This window comes from Nitratireductor aquimarinus, assembly GCF_017255295.1.
Taxonomy (GTDB): Bacteria; Pseudomonadota; Alphaproteobacteria; order Rhizobiales; family Rhizobiaceae; genus Nitratireductor; species Nitratireductor aquimarinus.
Window position 1 is genome coordinate 61,332 of sequence record NZ_JAFKDE010000014.1, and the last position, 22,036, is coordinate 83,367.

Genomic DNA, 22,036 nt, shown 5'->3' on the forward strand with positions numbered 1-22,036 from the left:
GTTGCCGACCTGACACCCGACAAGGCCATAAGGCCGCGCTCAGGGAACGCGGCCTCCTTTAAATTTCCTCAGCAGGTATCACCAACTGGGGATCACAGCGCCCTTGAACTCTTCGGCGATGAAGGCCTTCACGTCGTCATTGTGGTAGGAAGCGATCAGCGTCTTCAGCCACTCGGTATCCTGGTCTTCCAGGCGAACGGCGATGACGTTCACGTAGGGAGCCTTCTCGCCTTCCAGCGCAATCGAGTCCGTCTTCGGGTTCATCCCGGCTTCGATGGCGTAGTTGGTGTTGATGGCAGACGCGTCGACATCATCGAGAGAGCGCGGCAGTTGGGCGGCGTCCAGTTCGATGATCTGGATGTTCTTGGGGTTTTCGGTCACGTCGGCAATGGTGACCTTAACGCCCTTGGCCTCGTCGACCTTGATGAGCCCCTTGTCCGCGAGCAGCAGCAGCGCGCGCCCACCGTTCGTCGGGTCGTTCGGAATGGCGACTGAGGCGCCATCCTCAAGTTCGTCGAGGCTCTTCACCTTCTTGGAATAGATGCCCATCGGGAAATTGACGTTCGAGGCGACGCTGACGATGCCGAAGCCGCGATCAGTGACCTGATTGTCGAGATAGGGCTGGTGCTGGAAGGAATTGGCGTGGAGGTCGCCATCGGCCAGGGCCTGGTTCGGCACGACATAGTCGGAAAATTCGAGGATCTCGATGTTCAGACCCTTGGTCGCGGCGATTTCCTTGACCTTCTCCATGATCTGGGCATGCGGGCCGGGGGTGACGCCGACCTTGATGTCCTCTGCAAGCGCTGAGCCGGCGGCAAAGACTGTGAGCGCAGCCGCAAGTATGATCTTCTTCATGGTTCTTTCCTTCTCAAAGTACACGAAATTCAGTTTTTGCGGGTCCGTTTGTCGAAGTGGCGTGCGAGCATGTCGCCTGCGCTCTGGATCGCCTGGACGACCACGATCAGCACGACCACGACAGCAAGCATGACTTCCGGCATGAAGCGCTGGTAACCGTAGCGGATGCCGAGGTCACCGAGACCACCACCGCCAACCGCACCGACCATGGCGGAATAGCCCACAAGGCTTACGAGCGTCAGCGTAAGGCCGAGGATAATTCCCGGGCGAGCTTCCGCCAAAAGGACCTTTGTGACGATCTGGAACGGCGTCGCGCCCATGGCCCTTGCCGCCTCGATCAAGCCCTTGTCGACTTCGCGGATCGAGGTTTCGATCAGCCGCGCGACGAAGGGAATGGTCGCAATCGTCAGCGGCACGATTGCTGCAGCGGTTCCGATCGAGGTCCCGGCGATCAGTCGCGTGAAGGGAATGATCGCCACAACGAGAATAATGAACGGCGTGGACCGTGCAGCGTTGACGGTCGCGCCGACGATCTTGTTGACGGTCGGCGCAGGGAACAATTCGCCCTTCCCGCTGGTCGCGAGGAAGATGCCGATCGGCAGGCCAATGAGCGAACCGATGAAACCCGCAGCAGCCACCATGTACATGGTCTGCAGGAAAGCCTTCCAGAGAAGGGAAACGAGCATGTCAGGCGCCATAGCCGAGCACCTCCGTGTAAAGTCCGGTCTGCCGATAGAAGTCGTCGGCCCTTCTGAGCGTATCCGGATCGGCGGGATAGGAAACGACAAGAGATCCGTAGGGCTCACCGGCGATCTCGTCGATCGCGCCGGCCAGGATGTTCACGTCCGGTCCGATCTCGGCCACCAGACGCGCGGTCAGCGGCTGGAAGGCCGTGTCCCCGAAGAAGACCAGCCGCACCAGCGCGCGCGCACCTTCAGCCGGCGCCTGCTTCAGATCGGCGCTGATCCATTCCGGCAGCTTGGCGCCGATCACAGCCGACAGGAGCGAACGGGTGGTCTCGTGTTTGGGCGCGGTGAACACGTCGAATGTGCTGCCATTTTCGACAATCTTGCCCTTGTCGATCACCGCGACCTGCGAGGCAATCGTCTTCACCACCTCCATCTCATGTGTGATGAGGAGAACGGTGAGGCCGAGGTCACGATTGATTGTCTTGAGGAGCTCGAGGATCGACTGCGTCGTCTCCGGGTCGAGAGCTGATGTTGCCTCATCCGACAGCAGGAGCTTCGGTTCCGTCGCGAGCGCCCGGGCAATTCCGATACGCTGTTTCTGTCCACCGGAAAGCTCTGCCGGATAGCGGTCGGATTTGTCACCAAGACCGACGAGGTCGAGCAGCGGTGCGACGCGATTGCGGATCGTCTTGCGGTCCATCCCCGCGATCTCGAGCGGCAGCGACACATTGTCGAAGGCGGTACGCGACGAGAGAAGATTGAAGTGCTGGAAGATCATTCCAACCTGGCGGCGCAGATCGCGCAGGCCCGTTTCGGGAAGATCGCCCACGTCGACGCCGTCAACGACGACCCGTCCCGAAGTCGTTTTCTCCAGACCATTGACCAGCCGGATAAGCGTCGACTTGCCAGCGCCCGACCTGCCGATGATGCCGGTGATCGCGCCACGGGGGGCAACCATGTTCACGCCGTCAAGCGCGGTAAATTCGGGCTGCTTCCCCGTTCCGCCGAAGCGCTTGATGACGTTCTCGAACGTGACCATGGGAACGGCAACCGGAGTCTGAGGGGGGGCGACGCGGTTCATCGGAGGCCTCGCAGGGAAGCTTCACGGGGTGTGAGCGGGTAGGTCATTTAATTCTCTGTGGTGAATGCCGCACATGCGGAGACGACGCACAAGCGCCGGTAAGTCAGCTCAAAGTCCACATTCGGACGGTTTGGCACCGCATTAGCATCTTTACATTCACCTGATCAAACCCTTGCCTGCTGCGGCATGACAACTTGCCCCGTGCTTATCGCACCGCATACCGGGGAGGCCTAGGAATGGAATTCCAGTTGTCGTGAGAAAAGAGGAATAACCGTGCCGCAGTATCAGGCCACGAGGTCCAACTTCGGTGGCGAGAAGACCTCGGGGGCGAACCGCCGAACAGGTAGCACTGCCCAACGGCGCCATCCAGACATGACAACACCGTATTAAGAACACGGGAGGCATCGCCAAACACGCAGGTGGAAGCCGACAAACTCCGCTGTCTTCAGGCGCAAACCACGCAGCCGGCACTCTTTTCGCGAGGGTAGTTGTAGGAATTCACTTTCGACGTCGTGTAACCTGCAACGACAAGCGCTTCGGCAAGCTTCATTGCCGCCGTCACACCATCGATCACGGGCACGCCCGATACCTCCGTCAGCCGGTCACAAAGTGTGCTCATGCCAGCACAACCCAGGATAACCGCTTCGGCACCATCCTCCAGGGTGGATCGCTCAATCTCCCGGAGGAGCAGCGCTTCTGCCTCAACCGGACTTTCCTCCAGGCTCAGGACCGGCAAGTTTATGGATCGCACCTTGCGGCAATGGCGATCAGCACCGTATGCGCTGACCAGTTCCTCAATAATGGGAACTGAGCGCGGCAAAGTGGTGATGACCGAGAAGCGCCTGCTGATGGTCATCGCGACCTGCACCGCAGCCTGACAGATGCCCAGGACCGGGCCTCGCGCAACTTCACGGGCTGCATGCAGGCCCGGATCGTCGAAACAGGCGATTATGTAGGCATCCACCCCCAAAGCCTCGCCCCTGATAATTTCGGACAGCAGACCGGGAACGGCCATGGCCTCGTCGGCGCCGCCCTCGATGCTCAATGGCGTATCGAGCGGGTTGACGGCGGAAACCTGCGTATCCGCATTCTTGACGACCAGCGCGCGCTCCAGAGCCTGTCTGGTCATCGACGCCGTGGAGTTTGGATTGATGATGCGAATATGCATTACGGCAACCTTCGGAAGGGATTAATCGCAAGGCGGTTTTGAAAAGTCGTCAATGTCTGGCGCCTTCAAAACGAACTGACGATCGGAAACGATGTAATTATCGGCATGGAGGCGGGCGATGGGTTGATATCGTTCCGGGTCCACATAGCGGCTTTCGGCGTCGAGACAGTCCTGGCGCACATGCATGTGAACAACCTCGCCCAGAACGAGCGTACGCCGGGGATAGTCGATCAGACGCTCCACCCGGCATTCGAAAACGCACGGCGCCTCCTGCGCGTAGCTCGCCTCCACCTTGCGGCATTCAACCGCCGTAAGCCCGGAGACCTCCAGCTCATCCACCCCGCTTTCAAAGCCCAGGCCACAGACCAGCATCTGCCGGGAAATGGCCATATCCACCATATTGACAGCAAAAGCGCCGGTGCGGCGGATGTTGACCATCGTGTCCTTCTCCGCCCCGCCAAGGCGCGGCTGAATGCCCAGCACGACAATGGCCGGATCGTGCGAGAAGACATTGAAGAAGCTCATGGGAGCGGCATTGTTGCGCCCCGTTTCAGAGCGGGTCGAGACCAGCGCGATCGGTCGCGGCCCAATGAAATTCGTCAGCAGCCGGTAACGGCTCTGCGGCTCCAACTGCTCGAAATCAAATTCCATACCGTTCTCGATGGGTGTCATTATAATCTACAATATCATCCAACATTGTTGACAATATTGCAATGAAAAACACGCTCACAAGTTGACTTTTTGCTCCGCATCACGCTTGTCTACCCGCACAATGGAGGGAGCGGCATGAGTGAGCAGACTGGAGTATCGACGCATCAGATCGTTGAACGGATCTGGCTGTCGATCGCCGAGCGCAGACTGCGGCCCGGCGTTCAGTTGAAAGAAGGTCAACTGGCTTCGATCTTCAGCGTAAGCCGTGCCCGCATTCGCCAGGCGTTGACGCTTCTGGAGCGTGACGGGCTTGTGACGATCATCCCCAACCGGGGGGCGTTCGTCTACAAACCGACCGTAGACGAAGCCAAAGACGTCTTCTTCATACGCCGCACCGTCGAGCACCGGATCGTCGAACGGCTTTGCAGCCACATCAGCAAGGCCGACACCAAGCGCCTGCGCGACCACGTCGCCCTGGAGCGCGAAGCGAATGCAAAGGACCAGACGACGGATATCATCAAACTGTCTGGCGGCTTTCACTTGCTGCTTGCCGAAATCACCGGCTCTGACTTTCTCTTCACGACCATGCGGGACCTCATTGCTCGGTCCTCGCTGATAACTGCCGTCTACCGCAACACCTCCCGTTTCAATTGCGGCCCGGACGAACATATCGAGATCGTGAAGGCCATTTCGAAAGGTGACACCCGCAAGGCCTCTGACCTGATGGGGCATCATCTGGAACACGTCGAATCCGAACTCGACCTGACTGAGATCCGCGACCTGTCACACGATCTGAAAGCTGCCCTTTCATAATTCACCGCACGGATCGCCCTGCTCCCGCGGACCGCGCAGCAGGGGCTTCCCCTCTACTCCTCAACATCGACCATATGGCAGGCTATGCGCGCTCCGCTCGAAGAGGTCCTGATCTTCGGGGCCTCGCTTGAGCACCGGGCGGTCGCAAGCGGGCAGCGCGGGTGAAACGTGCAGCCGGACGGCGGGTTGAGAGGGCTTGGCACCTCGCCATTGGCCGGCTCGCGATCCCGGTTCGGGGTTCGCACGTTCGGGATCGTCTGCAACAGAAGCTGCGTGTAGGGATGCAGGGGGCGCGCGAAAATTTCTTCCGTATCGCCCTCCTCCACGATGCGCCCCAGATACATCACGGCCACCCGGTCGGACATATGATGGACCACACTCATATCGTGGCTGATGAACAGGTAAGTCAGCCCCAGCCGATCCTGCAACTCGCGCATCAGGTTCAGAACCTGCGCCTGCACCGAAACATCGAGTGCCGATGTCGGCTCGTCGCAGACCAGAAATTCGGGCTCACTTGCAAGCGCACGTGCAATGGAGATGCGCTGCCGCTGGCCGCCGGAAAACTCATGCGGGTACTTTTCGCCATCCGACGGTGAAAGACCGACAATCCGCAGGAGTTCCTCAACACGCTCGGTGATTTCCGCAGCGCCGGTGCGCAGCTTCAGTTCCCGCAACGGCTCCGCAATGATGTTCTTCACCGACCAGCGTGGATTGAGCGAGGCGTAGGGATCCTGAAAGATCATCTGCGCTCTGAGGGTCTTTCCATCGCGCCCATTGGCAAAGTTCAGATCGCCGGCGCTCGGTCTGTAAAGACCGGTGACCAGACGGGCGACCGTCGACTTTCCGCACCCGCTTTCGCCAACAATCGCAAGGCAGCCGCCGGCGGGCACACTGAAACTCACATCATCGACCGCCTGTAGCAATTGCCGTGGCTTGCGCTCCACAACCCGGTTGAGCCAGGGAGCCGAAACATCGAAGGTTTTGGTCAGCCGCGAGACCGTCAGTGCGGCCGTTTCGCCCGTTTGCATCGTCATGCGGTTCCTCCCGCGTTGAGCCAGCAGGCGCTTGCGCCTTCGCCTGCAAAAGTGAGTTCGGGCCGTTCCTTCAGGCAACGCGGGCCGGCATGGCTGCAGCGCGGGCTGAAGGCACAGCCGATCGGGATCGCATCCAGACGCGGCATGGAGCCGTCGATCTGGCTCAGTTTCTCCACGCGACCGTCAAGAGAGGGGATCGACGCCATCAGGCCCTGCGTATAAGGGTGACGCGGAGCGTGGAGCACCTGCTCCACCGGGCCAAGCTCGATGAGACGCCCGGCATACATGACCGCAACACGGTCTGCCGCCTCGGCGATGACGCCCATATCATGGGTCACGAGCATCACGGCCGTCTGCTTCTCCTTGCAGAGCTTGCGCAAAAGGGAAATCACCTGCGCCTGGATGGAAACATCGAGCGCCGTCGTCGGCTCATCGGCGATCACCAGCTTCGGCGACGCCGCCAATGCAAGCGCAATAACGACACGCTGCCGCATGCCCCCGGAGAACTGATGCGGATACTGCTTGACCCGCTCTTCCGGTGAGGGGATGCCGACATCCCGCAGAAGCTGGATTGCACGCAGTTTCGCCTCACGCTTCGAAACAGGCAGATGCTGGCGGATCGTCTCCCCCAGTTGCGCGCCAACGGTGAACAGCGGGTTGAGCGAGGTCAGGGGATCCTGGAAGATCGCACCGATTTCACGGCCGCGTATCTGCTCCATCGCCTGGTCGTTCAACTGATCAATGCGCCGTCCTGCGAGCCAGATTTCCCCGCCGGAAATATGACCGGGACGTTCCAGCAGCCCCTGGATCGCCAGGCCCGTCATGGACTTGCCGGCACCCGATTCACCGACCACGCCCAATATCTCACCCGCCTTGATGGAAAGCGAAACGTCCGACAATGCGGTTACGCTTCCCCGGCGGCCAGGAAACTCGACCCGCAACTCGCGAACATCGATGACTGGTTTGTCCGCTTCACCCATGATCTTCCACCTCTATCGGATAGCTAGGGGGAAATATCTCGGAGACCGCTGGATGCCCCCAGCTTCGCTCCGGATATTTGGCGATGAGCCCGTCGTACTGCGCCTGCGCACGGGCGCGCGCCGCCTGCATGTCGATCCCGGCAACGGCGCGGTTCCACATGGAGACACGCCCGTCCACGAAGACCGCCTGCGTGACCTTGCCCGAACCGCCGGTCACAAGGGTTGTGATCGGGTCGACCGAGGGCGCCATGGCCGTGTCGTCAAGCCGGAAGACGGCGATATCCGCGCGTGCGCCGGCCGAGAGATGCCCGATGTCGTCGCGGCCAAGCGCTTTTGCACCGCCGAGTGTCGCAGCGTCGAAAAGGTCCGCGCAGCGCACCCGATCAGGCGCACCGTCACTCATTCGGCAGGTGATGAGGCCGACCAGGAGATTCATCAGCATGTCGGGCGGGGCAGTGTCGGTTCCCATGGCGATGTTGATGCCGCGCGCGCGGCACTTCGAGAATGAGTTGAGCGCGCCACCGCTGCGGCCGGAAACCAGCGGGCAATGGACGATGGAAACGCCGTTGTCCGTGTAGAGCGCCAGATCCTCATCGGTGGCGTTTGTGGCATGCGGTGCGATCATTCTTTCACTCAAGAGACCGACCTTCGCCAGCCAGACCGGCGCCGTGCTGCCATGCAGCGCCCGCACCGTGTCGACCTCCATCGTGCCCTGCGCCATGTGCAGGCGGAACCGGCAATCCAGATCGCGTGCGGCAGCATCCGTCCGCTTCAACAGGTCGAGTGTGCAGGTTTCCACGCGATCAGGCGCAAGCATGCCGCGAACCAGATCGCCATGACGCCCGTTCTGGCGTTCGATATAGGCGATTGCGTCGCGCAGTCCCTGAAAGCCGCGCTCCTCGTCGAAGACGGGAACGATCTTGTCCGGGCTTTCAAGAACCATGCCGCCGGAGCGATATGCGGGGCTCAGATAGACGCGCATGCCAAGATCGCCGGCGGCGTCTGCCGCGGCATCGAACTCGGCGACGGTCTCGCCCCATTCACGGTAGAAGAGCGAGGCGATGGGTGCAGCCGTGGTTATGCCGTTCTGGAGAAGCTGCCCGAATGCAAAGCGCTTCTGAAACGCCAGTTCTTCGGCTGAGTACATCTCATAAGGCCCGGCTTCCACATAGGACCGAGGCCAGACGCGGCCCTTTGCCCAGCCGGGATGATGATCGATGCCCAGGATCGTCGTGTCGAGATCCGAAAGCGCATCGAGATCGATGAAACCAGGGCTGATGAGCGCCTCGCCGAAATCGATCCGGCGGGCGACCGTACCGGGAAATCCATGCCCGACAAAGAGTATCTTGCCGCCTTCGATCACCACTTCGCCATCGCGCAGAAGACGGTGGCTACCATCCCTGTGCCCGACGACCCACCGCGCGGTGAGAAGCGTTGGACCTTCAGGCCGGTGGCCCAACGGCAAATCCTGGGGCAGACCTTCAGGCCGTTCTTGAGACGTGGGGCTCATCAAGGCATCTCCACCAGCGCTTTACCATCACGCGCGGTTACGCGACCGCCTTTCACCACCATCGGGCGCGGCGCGGTTTCCACAACCGCATGAGCGAGCGTTTCGCCGGCAACGAGCGTGAAATCCGCAACGCAGCCTTCGGCAAGGCCATACCCGTCGATGCCCATCACATCGGCCCCGCCCTGCGAGACGATGTGCAGTACATGCTCCAGTTCAATGTCGGAGCGCACGCCGTTTTTCATGCCGATCACCCGCGCGCGGTCCATCATGTCGGGTTGCCCCCATGGCCCCCAGGTGTCGCGAATGCCGTCGCAACCGGCGGCAACGCGCACCCCGGCCGCCTTGAGCTGACGAATTGAGGGCACCGTGGCGGATGGCGCGCCGGTGGTGACGATGGCGACATCGAGCGCTGCGATCTCCTCTATCAGGCGGCCGACGCGCAGATGATCGTTCATGCCCAGTGCGAAGGCGTGGCTGATCGCAACCTGGCCTTCCATGCCGTTGGCGCGTACCCGTTCGAAAATAAGCTCCATGGTGAAAGCGCCGAGCTCTCCGGCTTCGTGCAGATGGATGTCGATTGGCACCCCATGTCTGACGGCGAGTGCGAAAAGAAGATCAAGCTGCCCTTTCGGGTCGCGGTCGATGCCGCAGGGATCGATCCCGCCCAGCACTTCGCAACCCTGCTTCAGGGCTTCGTCGAGCAGTTCGGCCGTTCCCGGCATGACCATGAGCCCCGATTGCGGGAAAGCGACCACTTCGATGTCAATCACGCCGCGGAGCTTCTCACGGGTCTCCCAGATGCCCTCGACCAGAGACAGGCCGTGGGTTGGGTCAATGTCCACATGGCTACGGATGTGCGTGCTGCCGTGCGCGACAAGGCCAATTGCATGGCGCATTGACTGGCGATGGGGGTCGATGCCGATTTCCTTGCGGTTTTCCCGCTCGAAATCGATGCGCTCGCGCAGGATGGCGGCGCGGTTGTTGACGTGCCAGGGCATGCCCCATGTGGTCTTGTCCAGATGGGTGTGCGCATCGATCAGTCCCGGAATGACGATGGCGCCGCCACCCTCTTCTACAGGCATCCCGGCCACAGGCTCGAACTGGCCGAAACCGGCGATCCTGCCGTTCTCGATGAGGATGTCGCACGCTTCGTCAGCCAGCGGGCGAACATTGCGAAGGAGAAGGTTGGTCATGGATGCTACCTGAGTTTTGGATTGAGGGCGTCACGGAGCCAGTCGCCGAGCACGTTGACCGAGACGACCAGAAGACAGAGCTGGACCACGGGGAACAGCACGATCCACCAGGAACCGGAGAACAGGTACTGGTTGCCGATACGGATCAGTGTGCCCAGCGAAGGCTGGCTGGGTGGCATGCCGATGCCGAGGAAAGAAAGAGTCGCTTCGGTCAGGATCGCCATGCCGAAGTTAAGCGTCGCCGCGACCAGAATGGGGGTAAGTGTGTTGGGCAGGATGTGTTTGACCATGATGCGGCGGGCGGGAACACCGATCAGCCTGGCCGCCTGCACATAATCCTTGCCCGCCTCGACGATGGCCTGAGCGCGCGCCGTGCGCGCATACTGTACCCAGGCGGACAGTGCGATTGCGAAGATGAGCACCGCAGACGCGCCGATCTCGCGCAGAGAAAGCGGCAACATCTGCCGGATCACGGCCGAGACCAGAATGGCGACCAGGATTGTGGGCAGCGAAAGCGTTATGTCGCCGAACCGCATCAGCAGATTGTCGATGAAGCCACCGAAATAGCCGGAAATCAGACCAGCGCTCATTCCGATCAGGAGCGACAGCGCAACGGAGCCGACGCCGATGATGATCGAGATGCGCGTTCCGTAAAGGATCGCCGAGAGCATGTCGCGCCCCTGCGTATCCGTTCCGAGAAGGTAGGGCCACTCGCTGCCCGCCTCCCAGATCGGCGGAAGCTCTGCTTTCCACATGTCGAGCTGGGCACCATCATAGGGGTTCTGCGGCGCGATGAGCGGCGCGAAAACGGCCGTCAGCACAAGGATCGCCAGAAGCGCGGCGCTGACCATAGCCGCCTTGCTGTGAGTGAAGGACCACCAGACCGCGCTGTCACGCATGCGCGAGAACATTGAGCGTCGCGCTGTCTTAACCGGCGCCACTGGTTTCGATACTTCGGAAATCTGCTGTGTGGACATCGAACTCATCTCTTCGTTCGTTCACTGCGCGGTGCGCAGGCGTGGGTCGATTACCGCATAGGCAATGTCCACTGCGGTGTTCAGGAGGACAAAGATGAAGGCGATGATGCACAGATACGCGGCCATCACGGGGATATCGAGGAATGTCACCGCCTGGATGAACAGGAGCCCCATTCCCGGCCACTGGAAGACAGTCTCGGTGATGAGCGCGAAAGCGATCAGCGAACCGATGTTCATGGCCGTCATCGTCACCACTGGCATCAGGCAATTGCGCAGCGCGTGGCGAAAATAGATGCGCCAGCGTGGAATGCCGCGGGCGCGGGCGAATTTGACATAGTCGGAGCGCAGCACTTCCAGCATTTCGGCGCGCACGAGGCGCATCACCAGTGTGACCTGATAAAGCGAAAGGGAAAGCGCCGGCAGCAACAGCGCGGCACGGCCCGAAGGCGTGAGCAGGCCCGTGGACCACCACCCGATCTGCACAACCTCGCCGCGCCCGAAGGCGGGCAGCCAGCCAAGAACGACCGAGAACACCAGGATCAGGACGATGCCAACCACGAAGCTTGGCAACGACACCCCGATGATGGACACGAACTGCAAACTCTCCGAATACCATTGCCCGCGTTTGATCGCCGTCAAAACGCCAAGGGGTATGCCCACGAGCAGGGAAATCAGCGTCGCAAGAAAAACGAGTTCGAGCGTGGCCGGAAAGCGTTCGGCAATGAGCTTCAGGACATCCTGCCCGTTGCGGTAGGAAATGCCGAAATTGCCCTGTGCCGCGTTGACCACAAAGCGTGTGTATTGCGTCAGGACGCCGTCGTTGAGGCCAAGCCGCTCGCGCAGTTCGTCCCGGTCGGCCTGGGTCATCTGTTCGTTGGCCATCATCTCGACCGGGTCGCCCGCCAGCCGGAAGATGAGGAAGGCGAGCATGGCGACGGCAAGCATGACCATGATGGCGTTGGCCGTGCGCTTGATGATAAAAACCAGCATTCAGGTAACCTTTGGCTAGATCGCGGCCCGGAGGCTTGCTCCGGGCCAGCTGTCGTGGCTGTTACTCGGAGACGTGCGTCAGCCAGTGGCGGACCTTGTTGTCCGCAGCCTGCGCGATCTTGTCGATCTTCTTGTCCATCACCCACGCCATGGGCTGCTGGTGCAGCGGGAGCATAACGATCTCTTCCTTGACCAATTCAAGCGCGCGGGTCTGTAGATCAAGCCGCTTTTCCCGATCCATTTCAGTCGATGCCTGTTCGATCAGGCTATCGATTTCCGGGTAGCTCCAGCCGCCCCAGTTGAACACGCCGGCGGTGTCAGACCTGGACTTGATCATCTGAACGAGGATCGAATAGCTGTCCAGCATCGGCTCATTGGCCCAGCCGATCAGATAGACATCAGCCTTGCCACCGGTACGCTTCGGCGCCTGAGCGGCGGTCGGTGCGATGTCGAGCTGAGGCTTGAACCCGCCACGGCTGAGCATGTTGACAATGCCCTGGCAAAGCTCTTCCTCGTTAACGTAGGCGTCGGTCGTGCAAACCAGCGTGAACGGGTAATCGGCTGCACCGGCCTCCTGCAGGAGCCTGCGGGATTGCTCTGGATCATACAGGTAGGGCGTGTCCAGTTCAGTGGAGTAACCAGGAATGTCCGGCGCTACGATCGTTCCGGCAGTCCGCGACTTGCCGCGCATGATGCGCTGCTGGATGAGTTTCGGATCAAGCGCGTGGGCGAACGCCTGGCGCACGCGCAGGTCGTTGAACTTGTTCTCCGAACCATTGTCCAGGGTCGGCTTGCGGTTGAAGCCGAGCATGACCGTGCGAAGGTTTGTGCGCTCCATGACCTTCAGTTCGGGCTGCGCGGAAAGGCGCGGCACATCCTGCGCCGGCGCTTCCTCGCTGAAGTCGATCTCGCCGGAGAGAAGTGCGGCCACGCGGGTCGCGGCAGAGGTGATCGGCACGAACTCGATGCGATCGATGTTGTGGGCCGCCTCATCCCACCAGTTTTCGTTCACGAGAAGGACCGTTTTGCTATCCGGAACACGGCTTTCCAGCCTGAAGGGACCGGTGCCGTTGGTATGATAAGTGGCGTAGCCCTCGATCTGTGCGCCGACATCCGTTGGCTTTTCGGAATCGTTGTCGACCAGCCAGCCCGCATCGAAGATGTGAATGTTTGTCAGGTCGTTGAGCAGGAGCGGATACGGGCCGGTCATTTCGATATCGACCGTGTAATCGTCCACCTTTTTCGACGACTTATAGGCTGGCAGATTTCCGCGCAGCGGCGAAACCGGATCACTGACACGCTTCAGCGAGGCCAGAACGTCGTCGGCCGTGAATTCAGCGCCATCGTGAAATGTCACGCCCTCGCGCAGATGAAAACGCCAAACCGTGTCCGAAACCTGCTCCCAGGACGCGGCCAGTGCGGGCTCGATCTGAAGATCGGCGTCGTAGCGAACCAGCCCCTCATATACGTGATTCAGAAAGGAAAGCGTGTAGCTGTCGCCATAGGAATATGGGTCCAGCGAATAGATATCCCGCGCGGCGCCCCATTTCAGGGTCTCCGCCGACGCCACTCCGGTCAAGGCTCCGCTCAAGCCCAGGGCAATGGTCGCCGCCACTCCGATTTGCTTCAACATTGGTTTGTTCCACTCCTAGAGAGTTGCGCCTCCTTGACGGAGGTCTGCTTCGCTTCAACCCACCGGAAATCGTGGCCAACCACGAGGGATGCGTCTCACGATTGCGAAAGCGCAATCCGGCAGGACAGGAATTTCAGGAAGCGACTGCCGCGCATGCGACCGGTTGAACGCCCCGGCAGTCCAGAAAACCCCACTTGGGGGGCCTCTTCTGCGGCCGCCACGTTACTCTCCCGTCTGAACGCATTGCCTCCCGTCAGACCCATAGGCATTATGGAGGAGGCCAGAATTGTGTCAACTATATTGTCTACAATTTTTCCCGAATCTAAGATTGAAAATGTCGACAAACATGCAACCAAACCCTCGAAGCCGGGCGGCACAGCGCAAGAAGAAGGGCGCTTCATCGGAGAGATGAAACGCCCTTCTTCTTGCGCTGTGCCTGGGGCCGTTACTCGGCCATGCGTGTCAGCCAATGGCGCGCTTTGTTGTCGGCCCGGAAGTCGACGTCCTGCACCGTGTCCATCATGGCCCAGGCGATGGGCTGCTGATGAAGCGGTATGAGAAGAGTATCATCCTTTGCGATCTTCAAAGCTGCCTCTTCCAAGGCGAGACGTTTCTCATTGTCCGGTTCCTGTGCCGCCTTACCGACCAGCTCGTCGATCTCGGGATAGCTCCAGCCACCGTAGTTAGATACGCCGGTCGACTCGCTACGCGTGGAAAGAATCTGAGAAAGCAAGGAGTAGGCATCCAGCGTCGGCTCGTTTGCCCAACTCATATTGAACATGTCCGCCTTGCCGTTGGTTCTTTTGGGAGACTGCACCGCACGCGGCCCCATATCAATGGTCGGCTTGAACCCCACGCGCTCCAGCATATTCGCGATGCCGGTGCAGAATTCCTCTTCGTTGATGCTCTCATCGTTCATGCACATATAGTTGAACGACAGTCCTTCCTGCCCCGCTTCGGCAAGAAGCGCCTTCGCCTTTTCCGGGTCTGCCGGCTCGTAAACATCGAGCGCCTTGGCATAGCCAGCGACCTCCGGTGCGATCAGGGAACCGGAAGGACGCGCCAGCTTTCGCATCACCTTGGCATTAATCAGGTCACGATCGATTGCCGCTTCCACAGCCTGACGGACGCGGATGTCGTTGAACGGGTTCGGGCGGCCATCTTCCAGCGTTTCGCGGCGGTTGAACCCGACAAAAACGGTGCGCAGCTCGGTTCGCTTGTTAACCTGAATGTCCGGCGCAGCCTCAAGACGCGGCAGATCCTGGATTGGTGCAGAATCGACCAGATCGACCTCACCCGAAAGGAGCGCGGCAACTCGGGTGGCCGGCGATGCAATGGGCATGAACTCGATGCGGTCGAGATTGTGCTTCTTCTCATCCCACCACTGATCGTTGACGACCAGGATCGTCTGGCTGTCCGGCACCCGGCTTTCCAGTTTGAACGGCCCCGTGCCATTTGTGTTGTGCGTGGCATAACCTTCGACATTGGATGCGAGGTTCGTGGGCTTTTCGCTATTATGCTCCTTCAGCCATTCGCCACTGAACATGAAGATGTTCGTCATGTCGTTCAGGAACAGGGATGTCGGCGCAGAGACTTCGATATCAACCGTGTAATCGTCGACTTTCTTGATGCCAGCATAAAGCGGGATGTTGCCGCGCAGGGGCGATTCCGGATCGCTCACGCGCTTGAGCGAAGCGATCACATCATCCGCATTGAACGCGTCTCCGTCATGGAATTTCACACCTTCGCGGAGCGTGAAGCGCCAGTATTTATCGTCAATGAGCTCCCACTTGGTCGCAAGTGCCGGCTCGATCTGGAAGTCCGGACCATAGCGGACCAGCCCTTCATAAATGTGATTGAGAAATGCAAGGTTCGATGTCGACGCCACCGAGACGGGGTCGAGCGAATAGATGTCGGCGCGGCTGCCCCATTTAAGGGTTGCCGCACCGGCGGGCAGCGCAAGCGCCGTCACCATCAAGGCCGATAGGATTGTTCGTTTGAAGCGCATGCTGATGCCTCCCGCTTGGTCGCTTTCAGGAACGAGTTGATGGAACACTCACGGCCAAAACAGCAATTGTCAATTATATTGTCGGCAATTATTGTAAAAAATGTCAGCCAATGCGGCGGGTAGATTGCCGCGCAACCAAGCCGGGAGTGAGATATGAGTGAGCTTCTTCTACTGCACGGGACAATCGTCACCGTCGACGGAACCCGCCGCATCATCGAGGATGGCGGCCTCGCCATTGTTGACGACAGAATCGTCGACATCGGCGCCGCCGACGAGCTGGCGCAGCGACACGAAGGCAAGAAGGTGCTGGACTGCAAGGGCAAGATGCTGGTCCCCGGCCTGATCGACGCGCATGGCCATGCCGGTCATGCGCTGATCCGCAGCATCGGCGCCGACACCAACGCCTTGTGGATGCGCATCGTCACACCTGCCTATTATCATTATGTGACACGCGACTACTGGTATGCGGACGGGCTCGTTTCCGGCCTTGAGCGACTGCGCGCCGGCGTGACGACAGGAGCGAGCATCATCACCTCCATGCCGCGCAGCGACGATCCGGCCTTCGCCATCAATCATGCGCGCGCCTATGATGAAATCGGCCTTCGGGAGATCGTTTGTGTCGGCCCGGCGGGATTGCCCTGGCCGCAAACCGTTACGCGCTGGGAGAGCGGCCAGCCGGAACGACGCCAGATCTCCTTTGAGGAAATGATCGAAGGAGCCGAGGCCGTCATCGACGCAGTCAATGGCAGCGGAGACGGTCGCATCAACGTCTTTCTCACGCCATTCACGATCGTGCCCTCGGTCGAGCCCTCCAACGCATCGTCCCCCGACATGGCTGTCAACCTGACGGCGGACGACCGCATGCAAGCGCGACGCGTTCGCGAAACAGCCCGGAAATGGGGCGTTCGCATTCATTCAGACGCTTTCGCAGGGCAAATACGGATGGCGTTTCAAGACAAGGAGAACGCGCTTCTGGGACCAGACGTCCACCTGCAGCACTGCTGGGGTATTTCGCATGAAGAGATCGACATTCTGGCGGAGACGGGAACCTTCGTCACCCACGCACCGCCCGGACGCTCCACCCCGATCATGGACATGATGGCGCGCGGGGTGCCGGTCGCAATCACCTCGGACGGCGCAGCGCCCAGCCGCCATTTCGATATGTTCCAGGTGGCGCGCATTGCGCAGCAGACCCAGCACATATTGCATAATCACGACCGCTATCTGCTGCCACCCGGCAAATTGTTCGAGATGATTACCATCGATGCCGCGCGCGCCATCGGCATGGATCATGAAATTGGCTCGCTGGAGATCGGCAAGAAAGCCGATATTGCCGTGATCGACATGCGCAAGCCGCATCTCACACCCAACTGGATGCCCGTCCACAGACTGGCTCATCAGGTTCTGGGCAGTGATGTGGACACGGTGATCGTGGATGGAAAAGTGCTCATGGAAGGTGGCCGCGTTCTGACGGCAGATGTGCAGTCGGCGCTCGATGAAGGCGAAAAGGAAGCCCGCGCACTGGTCGAGCGGGCGGGACTGCAAGACCACATGCACGAGCCCGGCTGGGGCAAGCTGCATCGAACATTCGAGAAACCTGTGATAGCCCCGGTTCCACCGCAGTACGATTAGTAGGATGACTCTGGTGCATGGATCCATTTTAAGGATCCATCGATGTGCGATGACATCATGTCAGGCAATGGGCGTGTGAATGCAGATGGAATTGTGATGCTGTTTTCAATTGCCGAGTGATCAGCACCACATGAGTGGCCCAGTTTGATTGTTCGTGCATGACCGGTCTTTGGTTCATCGGGACATAGGTTTCCTGCGCCGACGGCCGCCAATCCTTGAGCACTTATGGCCAGATCTTCTGCCCCTTGGCAGGCTTGCTTGCATTGGGCCTATGGCAGGCTGGCATCACTCGCCCTATCCGCTTCTCGTTCACCGGATGACCTTCGTTCTTCAGGTGCAAAATCATCTGCGCACATCGAAAAACGGCGTCTCCTGAAGCTGTTGATCGGTCTGACGCATCAGGGCGAGGTTCATCTCGCCCTTCAACGCTTCAAGAGCGACTGTCGCCGTAAATTCCGGCGAGCGCTGCTTGCGTTTCTGCATCTCTGATCTCCTGTTCTCGAAGACCAGCAGACAACAAATCGCAGCTTACGTCAGTGTCCGCTTTCCGGGGAGCAGGTCAGTTTACAATGCCCCGTTTAGCTTGCCCCCAGACCATGCGTGCGGTGCTCCAGCGTGGCGATGATGCCGCGCAGCTCCGCCAGCCCCTTCAGGCGACCGATTGCCGGGTACCCCGGCTGGGAGCGACGTCCGAGATCGTCGAGAATGTCCTGCCCGTGATCGGGACGGAACGGAATAGACACATCCGTGCGCCCGGCGGCCCGGCGGCGCGCTTCTTCCTCCACCACGGCAGCGACAAGATCGACCATGTCCGTGCACCCGCCAAGATGTTCGGCCTCATGGAAAGAACAGGCGACCTGGTCGCTCTCACGCTGCACATTGCGCAGATGCAGGAAGTGCACCCGCTCGCCGAGCCGGCGCATCATGCCGGGCAGGTCGTTATCTGGTCTGACACCGAGCGAACCAGAGCAAAGGGTGATGCCGTTTTCCGGTACATCCACCGCATCCATCATCGCCTTGTAATCAGCTTCCGTCGACATGATCCGCGGCAGGCCGAGCAGAGGGAACGGCGGATCGTCCGGATGACAACACATGCGGATACCCAACTCCTGCGCCAGCGGCACGACTTCTTCCAGAAATGCAATGAAATTGCCGCGAAGCTCATCCGGCGAGATCGTCCCGTATTCGTCGAGGTGCGCCTGGAGACCGTCCAGCGTCAAACTCTCCGTTGCGCCGGGAAGACCCGAAATCACATTGCGGGTCAGCTCTTCCCGCCGCTTCGCGCCCATACCGGAAAAGCGCTCTGCCGCAGCGGCGACCACGTCTTCCGGAAAGTCTTCAACCGCGCCCGGGCGCCTCAGGATGTGGATGTCGAAAGCCGCGAAATCCACGATGTCGAAACGCATGCAGGTGCCGCCATGAGACACCCGGTAGGCGAGATCGGTGCGCGTCCAGTCAAGGATCGGCATGAAATTGTAGCAGACGATCTCGATGCCGGCCCCGGCCAGATGGCGCAGGCTCTGCCTGTAGTTCTCGATATGCTGGCGCCAGTCGCCCTTCCGCTTCTTGATGGCCTCGGAGACCGGCAGACTTTCCACGACCTCCCAGCACAGGCCGGACGGAGAGCCGTCACGGCGCGTTCCGATCTCCCCTTGCCGCGCGGCAATGGCCTCGGGGGTCCAGACGTCACCGGTCGGCACCTGATGGAGCGCGGAAACCACGCCCTCCACCCCGGCCTGTAGCATGTCGTCCGTCGAAACCAGATCATTCGGCCCGAACCATCGCCATGTCTGTCGCATACTATCCTCGTCACCCTGTCGCAGCGCCAGTGGAGCGCCGCATGCAAATGCTGGACCGCTTCATCGTTTCACGCATGCGGTGAAGCGATCCAGGAGTTCTTGTTCACGCAATTCCCGCCGGAAAACCGATCAATGCTCGGGAAGAGCTCTAGAGAAACCACCGCCGCGCATTGCGGTAACAGATGTCTTCAATGATCCCCGCGGCGAGGTCATGGTCCGGGGGCATGGCCCCCTCTTCCATCCAGCCGCCCACCATGCGGCAGACAAGCCGCCGGTAGTATTCGTGCCGTGGAAAAGACAGGAAGGAGCGGCTGTCTGTCAGCATTCCGACAAAACGCGACAGAAGGCCCATCTGTGCGAGCTGCGTCAGCTGATGCTCCATGCCGTCCAGCTGATCGTTGAACCACCAGGCCGCGCCCGCCTGCACCTTGCCCGCCGTGCTGCCGTCCTGAAAATTGCCGGCAGTCGCGGCGATCATCGCGTTTTTCGTGGGGTCGAGGCAGTAGAGGATGGTGCGCGGCAGCTCATCCGTCCGGTCGAGCCGGTCAAGAAACGCGTTGAGAGCGCCAGCAACGGCCAGATCGTTCATGGAATCGCCGCCCGAATCCGCCCCCAGCGCGTCGAACAGACGCGTGCGCGTGTTGCGCAACGGTCCGATGTGGAGCTGCATCACAAGGTCGTGCTTCGCATAGGCACGGCCAAGCTCAACGAGCAGCGCGGTCTGGAAATCGGCAATCTCATCCTCATCCAGGGTTCCGCCATCCAGGCGCTTCCGCAGGATGGCGTCGAGACGTGCGGCCGTCGCGCACTGTCCGGCCCGCAAAACCTCAAGCCCGTGATCGCTCGCGCGGCAACCAAGCGCCACGAAACGCGTGAGCCGATTGTTCAGCGCGCCCACGAGATCGTCAAAGCGCCTTACCGGCGTCCCGCTCACGGTGGCCAGCTTTTCGACATAGGTCGCAAAGCCTTCCGCCTCGATCTTGATTGCCCTGTCGGGACGAAAGCTCGGAACCACCTTGAAAGGCAATCCCGCGTCGAGCATCGCCTCGTGATGTTCCAGCGTGTCGGTCGGGTCGTCGGTGGTGCCGACCAGTTCGACCTTCATCCGCTCCAGAAGACCGCGCGCCGAAAACGCGGGCCTCGAAAGCTGCGCATTGGCCGCTTCCCAGCATTCATCTGCAGTGGCGGGCGAAAACACCGTGCCCTCAAGGCCGAAATAGCGCCAGAGCTCCAGGTGCGACCAGTGGTACATCGGGTTGCCGATGCATTGCGGCATGGTTTCGGCGAACGCATCAAACTTTGCGCGCCATCCGGCCTTGCCCGTGATGCGCTCTTCCTCAATGCCCGCCCAGCGCATGAGCCGCCACTTGTAGTGGTCATGTCCGAGCCAGAGCTCGCCGATATTGTCCCAGGTGCGGTTCTCCGCAATCTCCTGCGGCGGCAGATGATTGTGATAATCGATGATCGGAAGATCCGCCGCCACTTCGTGATAAAGCCGCCGCGCCGGCTCGTTCGGCAGCAGGAAGTCCGGTCCGAGAAAAGGCTGCATTTTTCTACCCGTTTTACCCGTTGGCCAGATCGTGTCTGTCGCAAGCCGCGCCGATGGCAGCGCGGACACCTGTTCCGCGAAGGGCGCGGTACGCTTCATGGATCGCCTGTCTGAAACGTGGATCTTTCGCCAGTGGCTGCGGGAAAACCGCCTCCACGCCGAGAAGAGCGTCGACATAGGCCGCGCCGTCTTCGCCGCCAGCGATTTCCAGGAGACGCCCGGCAAGCGGATCTGAAAGCGACAGCGCTTCGCCCGTTTCGCTTTTGCCGCGCAGATAGGCCATCCAGCCGGCAACGCCGAGCGCCGACAGAGGCCATGGCGCGCCTGTTTGCAGGTGCGCGGCGATGGGCGCGAGAAGACGCTGCGGCAGCTTTTGGCTGCCGTCCATGGCGATCTGCTGCGTGCGATGGCCAAGGCGCGAATTGGAGAAACGCTGCATCAACGCCTTCGCATAAGCGCCAAGATCTACATCGGCAGGCACCGACAGGGTCGGTGCCTGCTCCTGCAGCATCAGCATCTGTGCAGCACGGCCGAACACGGGGTCCGCCATGCAGTCGGCCACGGTCTCGTGCCCGGCAAGCGCACCGAGATAGGCGAGAAAGGAATGGCTGCCATTGAGCATGCGCAGCTTCATTTCCTCATAGGGCCGCACATCCTCGACCAGCATCGCACCGGCCGCAGCAAAATCGGGATGGGCGGCAGAAAAACTGTTTTCAATCACCCACTGGCGGAAGGGCTCGCAAACGATGCCCATCGCGTTCTCATCCCCGGCAGCTTTCGTCACCAGTTCCCGCCCCGCAGCGTCGAGCGCCGGCACGATGCGATCCACCATGGTGGAGGGGAATGCAACATTGCCGACGATCCAGTCCGCCAGATCGTTCTCGACCGCCCCGGCGTAGGCAATGACGGCTGCGCGCAGGGCCGTCCCGTTTTCCGGAAGGTTATCGCAGGCCATCAGAGTCAGCCCGCCAGCTCCCGCCTCGCGCCTGCGCCGCAGACCTTCCACCAGAACACCAATTGCCGAACGCGGGGCGCGCGCATTCTCCAGATCGACGCTGATGGCTGGATTGCTCCGGTCAAGCTGTCCGTTGCGCAGGCAATAGCCCTTCTCGGTGATGGTGAGCGTCACGAGGCAGAGCGCCGCGCTGGCGATCAGGTCCGGTACCGCGTCTACACCGTCGCGCTGCGGGTTCAACGTACCCACGACACAACCGATAGTGCGTGCGCGCATAGCTGTGTCATCGGCCTCGATAACCAGATATTCGCGGCCCTGCGCGTCGAGTTCGCTGAGTTCGTCGGCGCCGGAATTGAGACGCGCGACCACCGCGCCGAAGTCACCGCCCGCCGTGTCCAGCGCGTCATCGAGATAGCGCAGCGTGTGCGCCCGCGAGAACGCGCCAAAGCCGATATGAAGCACACGCGGCTTCAGCTTCGAACGGTCGTAGGCGTAGCGTTCACGAACGATTTCGGCCAT

At 60.7% G+C, this 22,036-nt stretch carries 19 protein-coding genes; 2 read left to right on the forward strand and 17 right to left on the reverse strand.

What is annotated here, in order from left to right; genetic code table 11:
- Positions 1-78: 78 nt before the first annotated feature.
- The 5 genes from JYP46_RS20630 to JYP46_RS20650 form a co-directional block, all read right to left on the reverse strand.
- Positions 79-855 (reverse strand): MetQ/NlpA family ABC transporter substrate-binding protein, encoded by a 777-nt coding sequence (locus JYP46_RS20630; protein WP_206545142.1) that lies wholly within the window; start codon positions 853-855, stop codon positions 79-81.
- Between the two features lie 29 nt (positions 856-884).
- Complete coding sequence (locus tag JYP46_RS20635; RefSeq protein ID WP_206549180.1) at positions 885-1,553, reverse strand: methionine ABC transporter permease; 669 nt, start codon at positions 1,551-1,553, stop codon at positions 885-887.
- Positions 1,543-2,583: a methionine ABC transporter ATP-binding protein gene (locus JYP46_RS20640; protein ID WP_206549196.1), complete on the reverse strand. Its 1,041-nt coding sequence runs from the start codon at positions 2,581-2,583 to the stop codon at positions 1,543-1,545. The genes JYP46_RS20635 and JYP46_RS20640 overlap by 11 nt, the downstream gene beginning before the upstream one ends.
- A gap of 487 nt (positions 2,584-3,070) precedes the next feature.
- Entirely contained in the window at positions 3,071-3,793 is a 723-nt protein-coding gene (locus JYP46_RS20645; RefSeq protein ID WP_113156528.1) for an aspartate/glutamate racemase family protein, read from the reverse strand.
- 21 nt (positions 3,794-3,814) lie between these two features.
- The gene (locus JYP46_RS20650) at positions 3,815-4,444 is read right to left on the reverse strand and encodes a flavin reductase family protein (protein WP_206545144.1); all 630 of its coding nucleotides are present in this window, start codon (positions 4,442-4,444) and stop codon (positions 3,815-3,817) included.
- 135 nt (positions 4,445-4,579) lie between these two features.
- Here JYP46_RS20650 and JYP46_RS20655 point away from each other — a divergent pair, with 135 nt between their 5' ends.
- Positions 4,580-5,257 (forward strand): GntR family transcriptional regulator, encoded by a 678-nt coding sequence (locus JYP46_RS20655; RefSeq protein ID WP_113157101.1) that lies wholly within the window; start codon positions 4,580-4,582, stop codon positions 5,255-5,257.
- A gap of 53 nt (positions 5,258-5,310) precedes the next feature.
- Here JYP46_RS20655 and JYP46_RS20660 read toward each other — a convergent pair whose 3' ends face one another.
- The 8 genes from JYP46_RS20660 to JYP46_RS20695 all read right to left on the reverse strand — a co-directional run bounded on the left by JYP46_RS20660 (position 5,311) and on the right by JYP46_RS20695 (position 15,582).
- The gene (locus JYP46_RS20660) at positions 5,311-6,291 is read right to left on the reverse strand and encodes an ABC transporter ATP-binding protein (protein WP_113156527.1); all 981 of its coding nucleotides are present in this window, start codon (positions 6,289-6,291) and stop codon (positions 5,311-5,313) included.
- Positions 6,288-7,271: an ABC transporter ATP-binding protein gene (locus tag JYP46_RS20665; protein ID WP_206545146.1), complete on the reverse strand. Its 984-nt coding sequence runs from the start codon at positions 7,269-7,271 to the stop codon at positions 6,288-6,290. The genes JYP46_RS20660 and JYP46_RS20665 overlap by 4 nt, the downstream gene beginning before the upstream one ends.
- Positions 7,264-8,781 carry an amidohydrolase family protein gene (locus JYP46_RS20670; RefSeq protein WP_206549181.1) on the reverse strand — a complete coding sequence of 506 codons (1,518 nt, stop codon included), beginning with the start codon at positions 8,779-8,781 and terminating at the stop codon, positions 7,264-7,266. The genes JYP46_RS20665 and JYP46_RS20670 overlap by 8 nt, the downstream gene beginning before the upstream one ends.
- On the reverse strand, positions 8,781-9,974 hold the full coding sequence (locus tag JYP46_RS20675; RefSeq protein ID WP_206549182.1) for an amidohydrolase family protein: 1,194 nt from the start codon (positions 9,972-9,974) through the stop codon (positions 8,781-8,783). The genes JYP46_RS20670 and JYP46_RS20675 overlap by 1 nt, the downstream gene beginning before the upstream one ends.
- 5 nt (positions 9,975-9,979) lie before the next feature.
- Positions 9,980-10,951 (reverse strand): ABC transporter permease, encoded by a 972-nt coding sequence (locus JYP46_RS20680; protein ID WP_162742401.1) that lies wholly within the window; start codon positions 10,949-10,951, stop codon positions 9,980-9,982.
- A gap of 21 nt (positions 10,952-10,972) precedes the next feature.
- Positions 10,973-11,941, reverse strand: coding sequence for an ABC transporter permease (locus tag JYP46_RS20685; protein ID WP_113156522.1), 969 nt, complete (start codon positions 11,939-11,941; stop codon positions 10,973-10,975).
- A gap of 61 nt (positions 11,942-12,002) precedes the next feature.
- Positions 12,003-13,574 (reverse strand): ABC transporter substrate-binding protein, encoded by a 1,572-nt coding sequence (locus JYP46_RS20690; protein WP_206549183.1) that lies wholly within the window; start codon positions 13,572-13,574, stop codon positions 12,003-12,005.
- 445 nt (positions 13,575-14,019) lie between these two features.
- Positions 14,020-15,582, reverse strand: a complete 1,563-nt coding sequence (locus JYP46_RS20695) for an ABC transporter substrate-binding protein (protein ID WP_206549184.1) — start codon at positions 15,580-15,582, stop codon at positions 14,020-14,022.
- Positions 15,583-15,735: 153 nt separating this feature from the next.
- Here JYP46_RS20695 and JYP46_RS20700 point away from each other — a divergent pair, with 153 nt between their 5' ends.
- On the forward strand, positions 15,736-17,214 hold the full coding sequence (locus tag JYP46_RS20700; RefSeq protein WP_206549185.1) for an amidohydrolase family protein: 1,479 nt from the start codon (positions 15,736-15,738) through the stop codon (positions 17,212-17,214).
- 342 nt (positions 17,215-17,556) lie between these two features.
- Here the strand turns inward: JYP46_RS20700 and JYP46_RS20705 are convergent, their stop codons facing one another.
- From JYP46_RS20705 to JYP46_RS20720, 4 genes are all read right to left on the reverse strand, one after another.
- On the reverse strand, positions 17,557-17,697 hold the full coding sequence (locus JYP46_RS20705) for a hypothetical protein (protein ID WP_206549186.1): 141 nt from the start codon (positions 17,695-17,697) through the stop codon (positions 17,557-17,559).
- 95 nt (positions 17,698-17,792) lie between these two features.
- Positions 17,793-19,013 (reverse strand): mannonate dehydratase, encoded by a 1,221-nt coding sequence (gene uxuA, locus JYP46_RS20710; protein ID WP_206549187.1) that lies wholly within the window; start codon positions 19,011-19,013, stop codon positions 17,793-17,795.
- A 148-nt stretch (positions 19,014-19,161) separates the two neighbouring features.
- Positions 19,162-20,562 carry a glucuronate isomerase gene (uxaC, locus tag JYP46_RS20715; RefSeq protein ID WP_206549188.1) on the reverse strand — a complete coding sequence of 467 codons (1,401 nt, stop codon included), beginning with the start codon at positions 20,560-20,562 and terminating at the stop codon, positions 19,162-19,164.
- A gap of 13 nt (positions 20,563-20,575) precedes the next feature.
- Positions 20,576-22,036 carry a mannitol dehydrogenase family protein gene (locus JYP46_RS20720; RefSeq protein WP_206549189.1) on the reverse strand — a complete coding sequence of 487 codons (1,461 nt, stop codon included), beginning with the start codon at positions 22,034-22,036 and terminating at the stop codon, positions 20,576-20,578.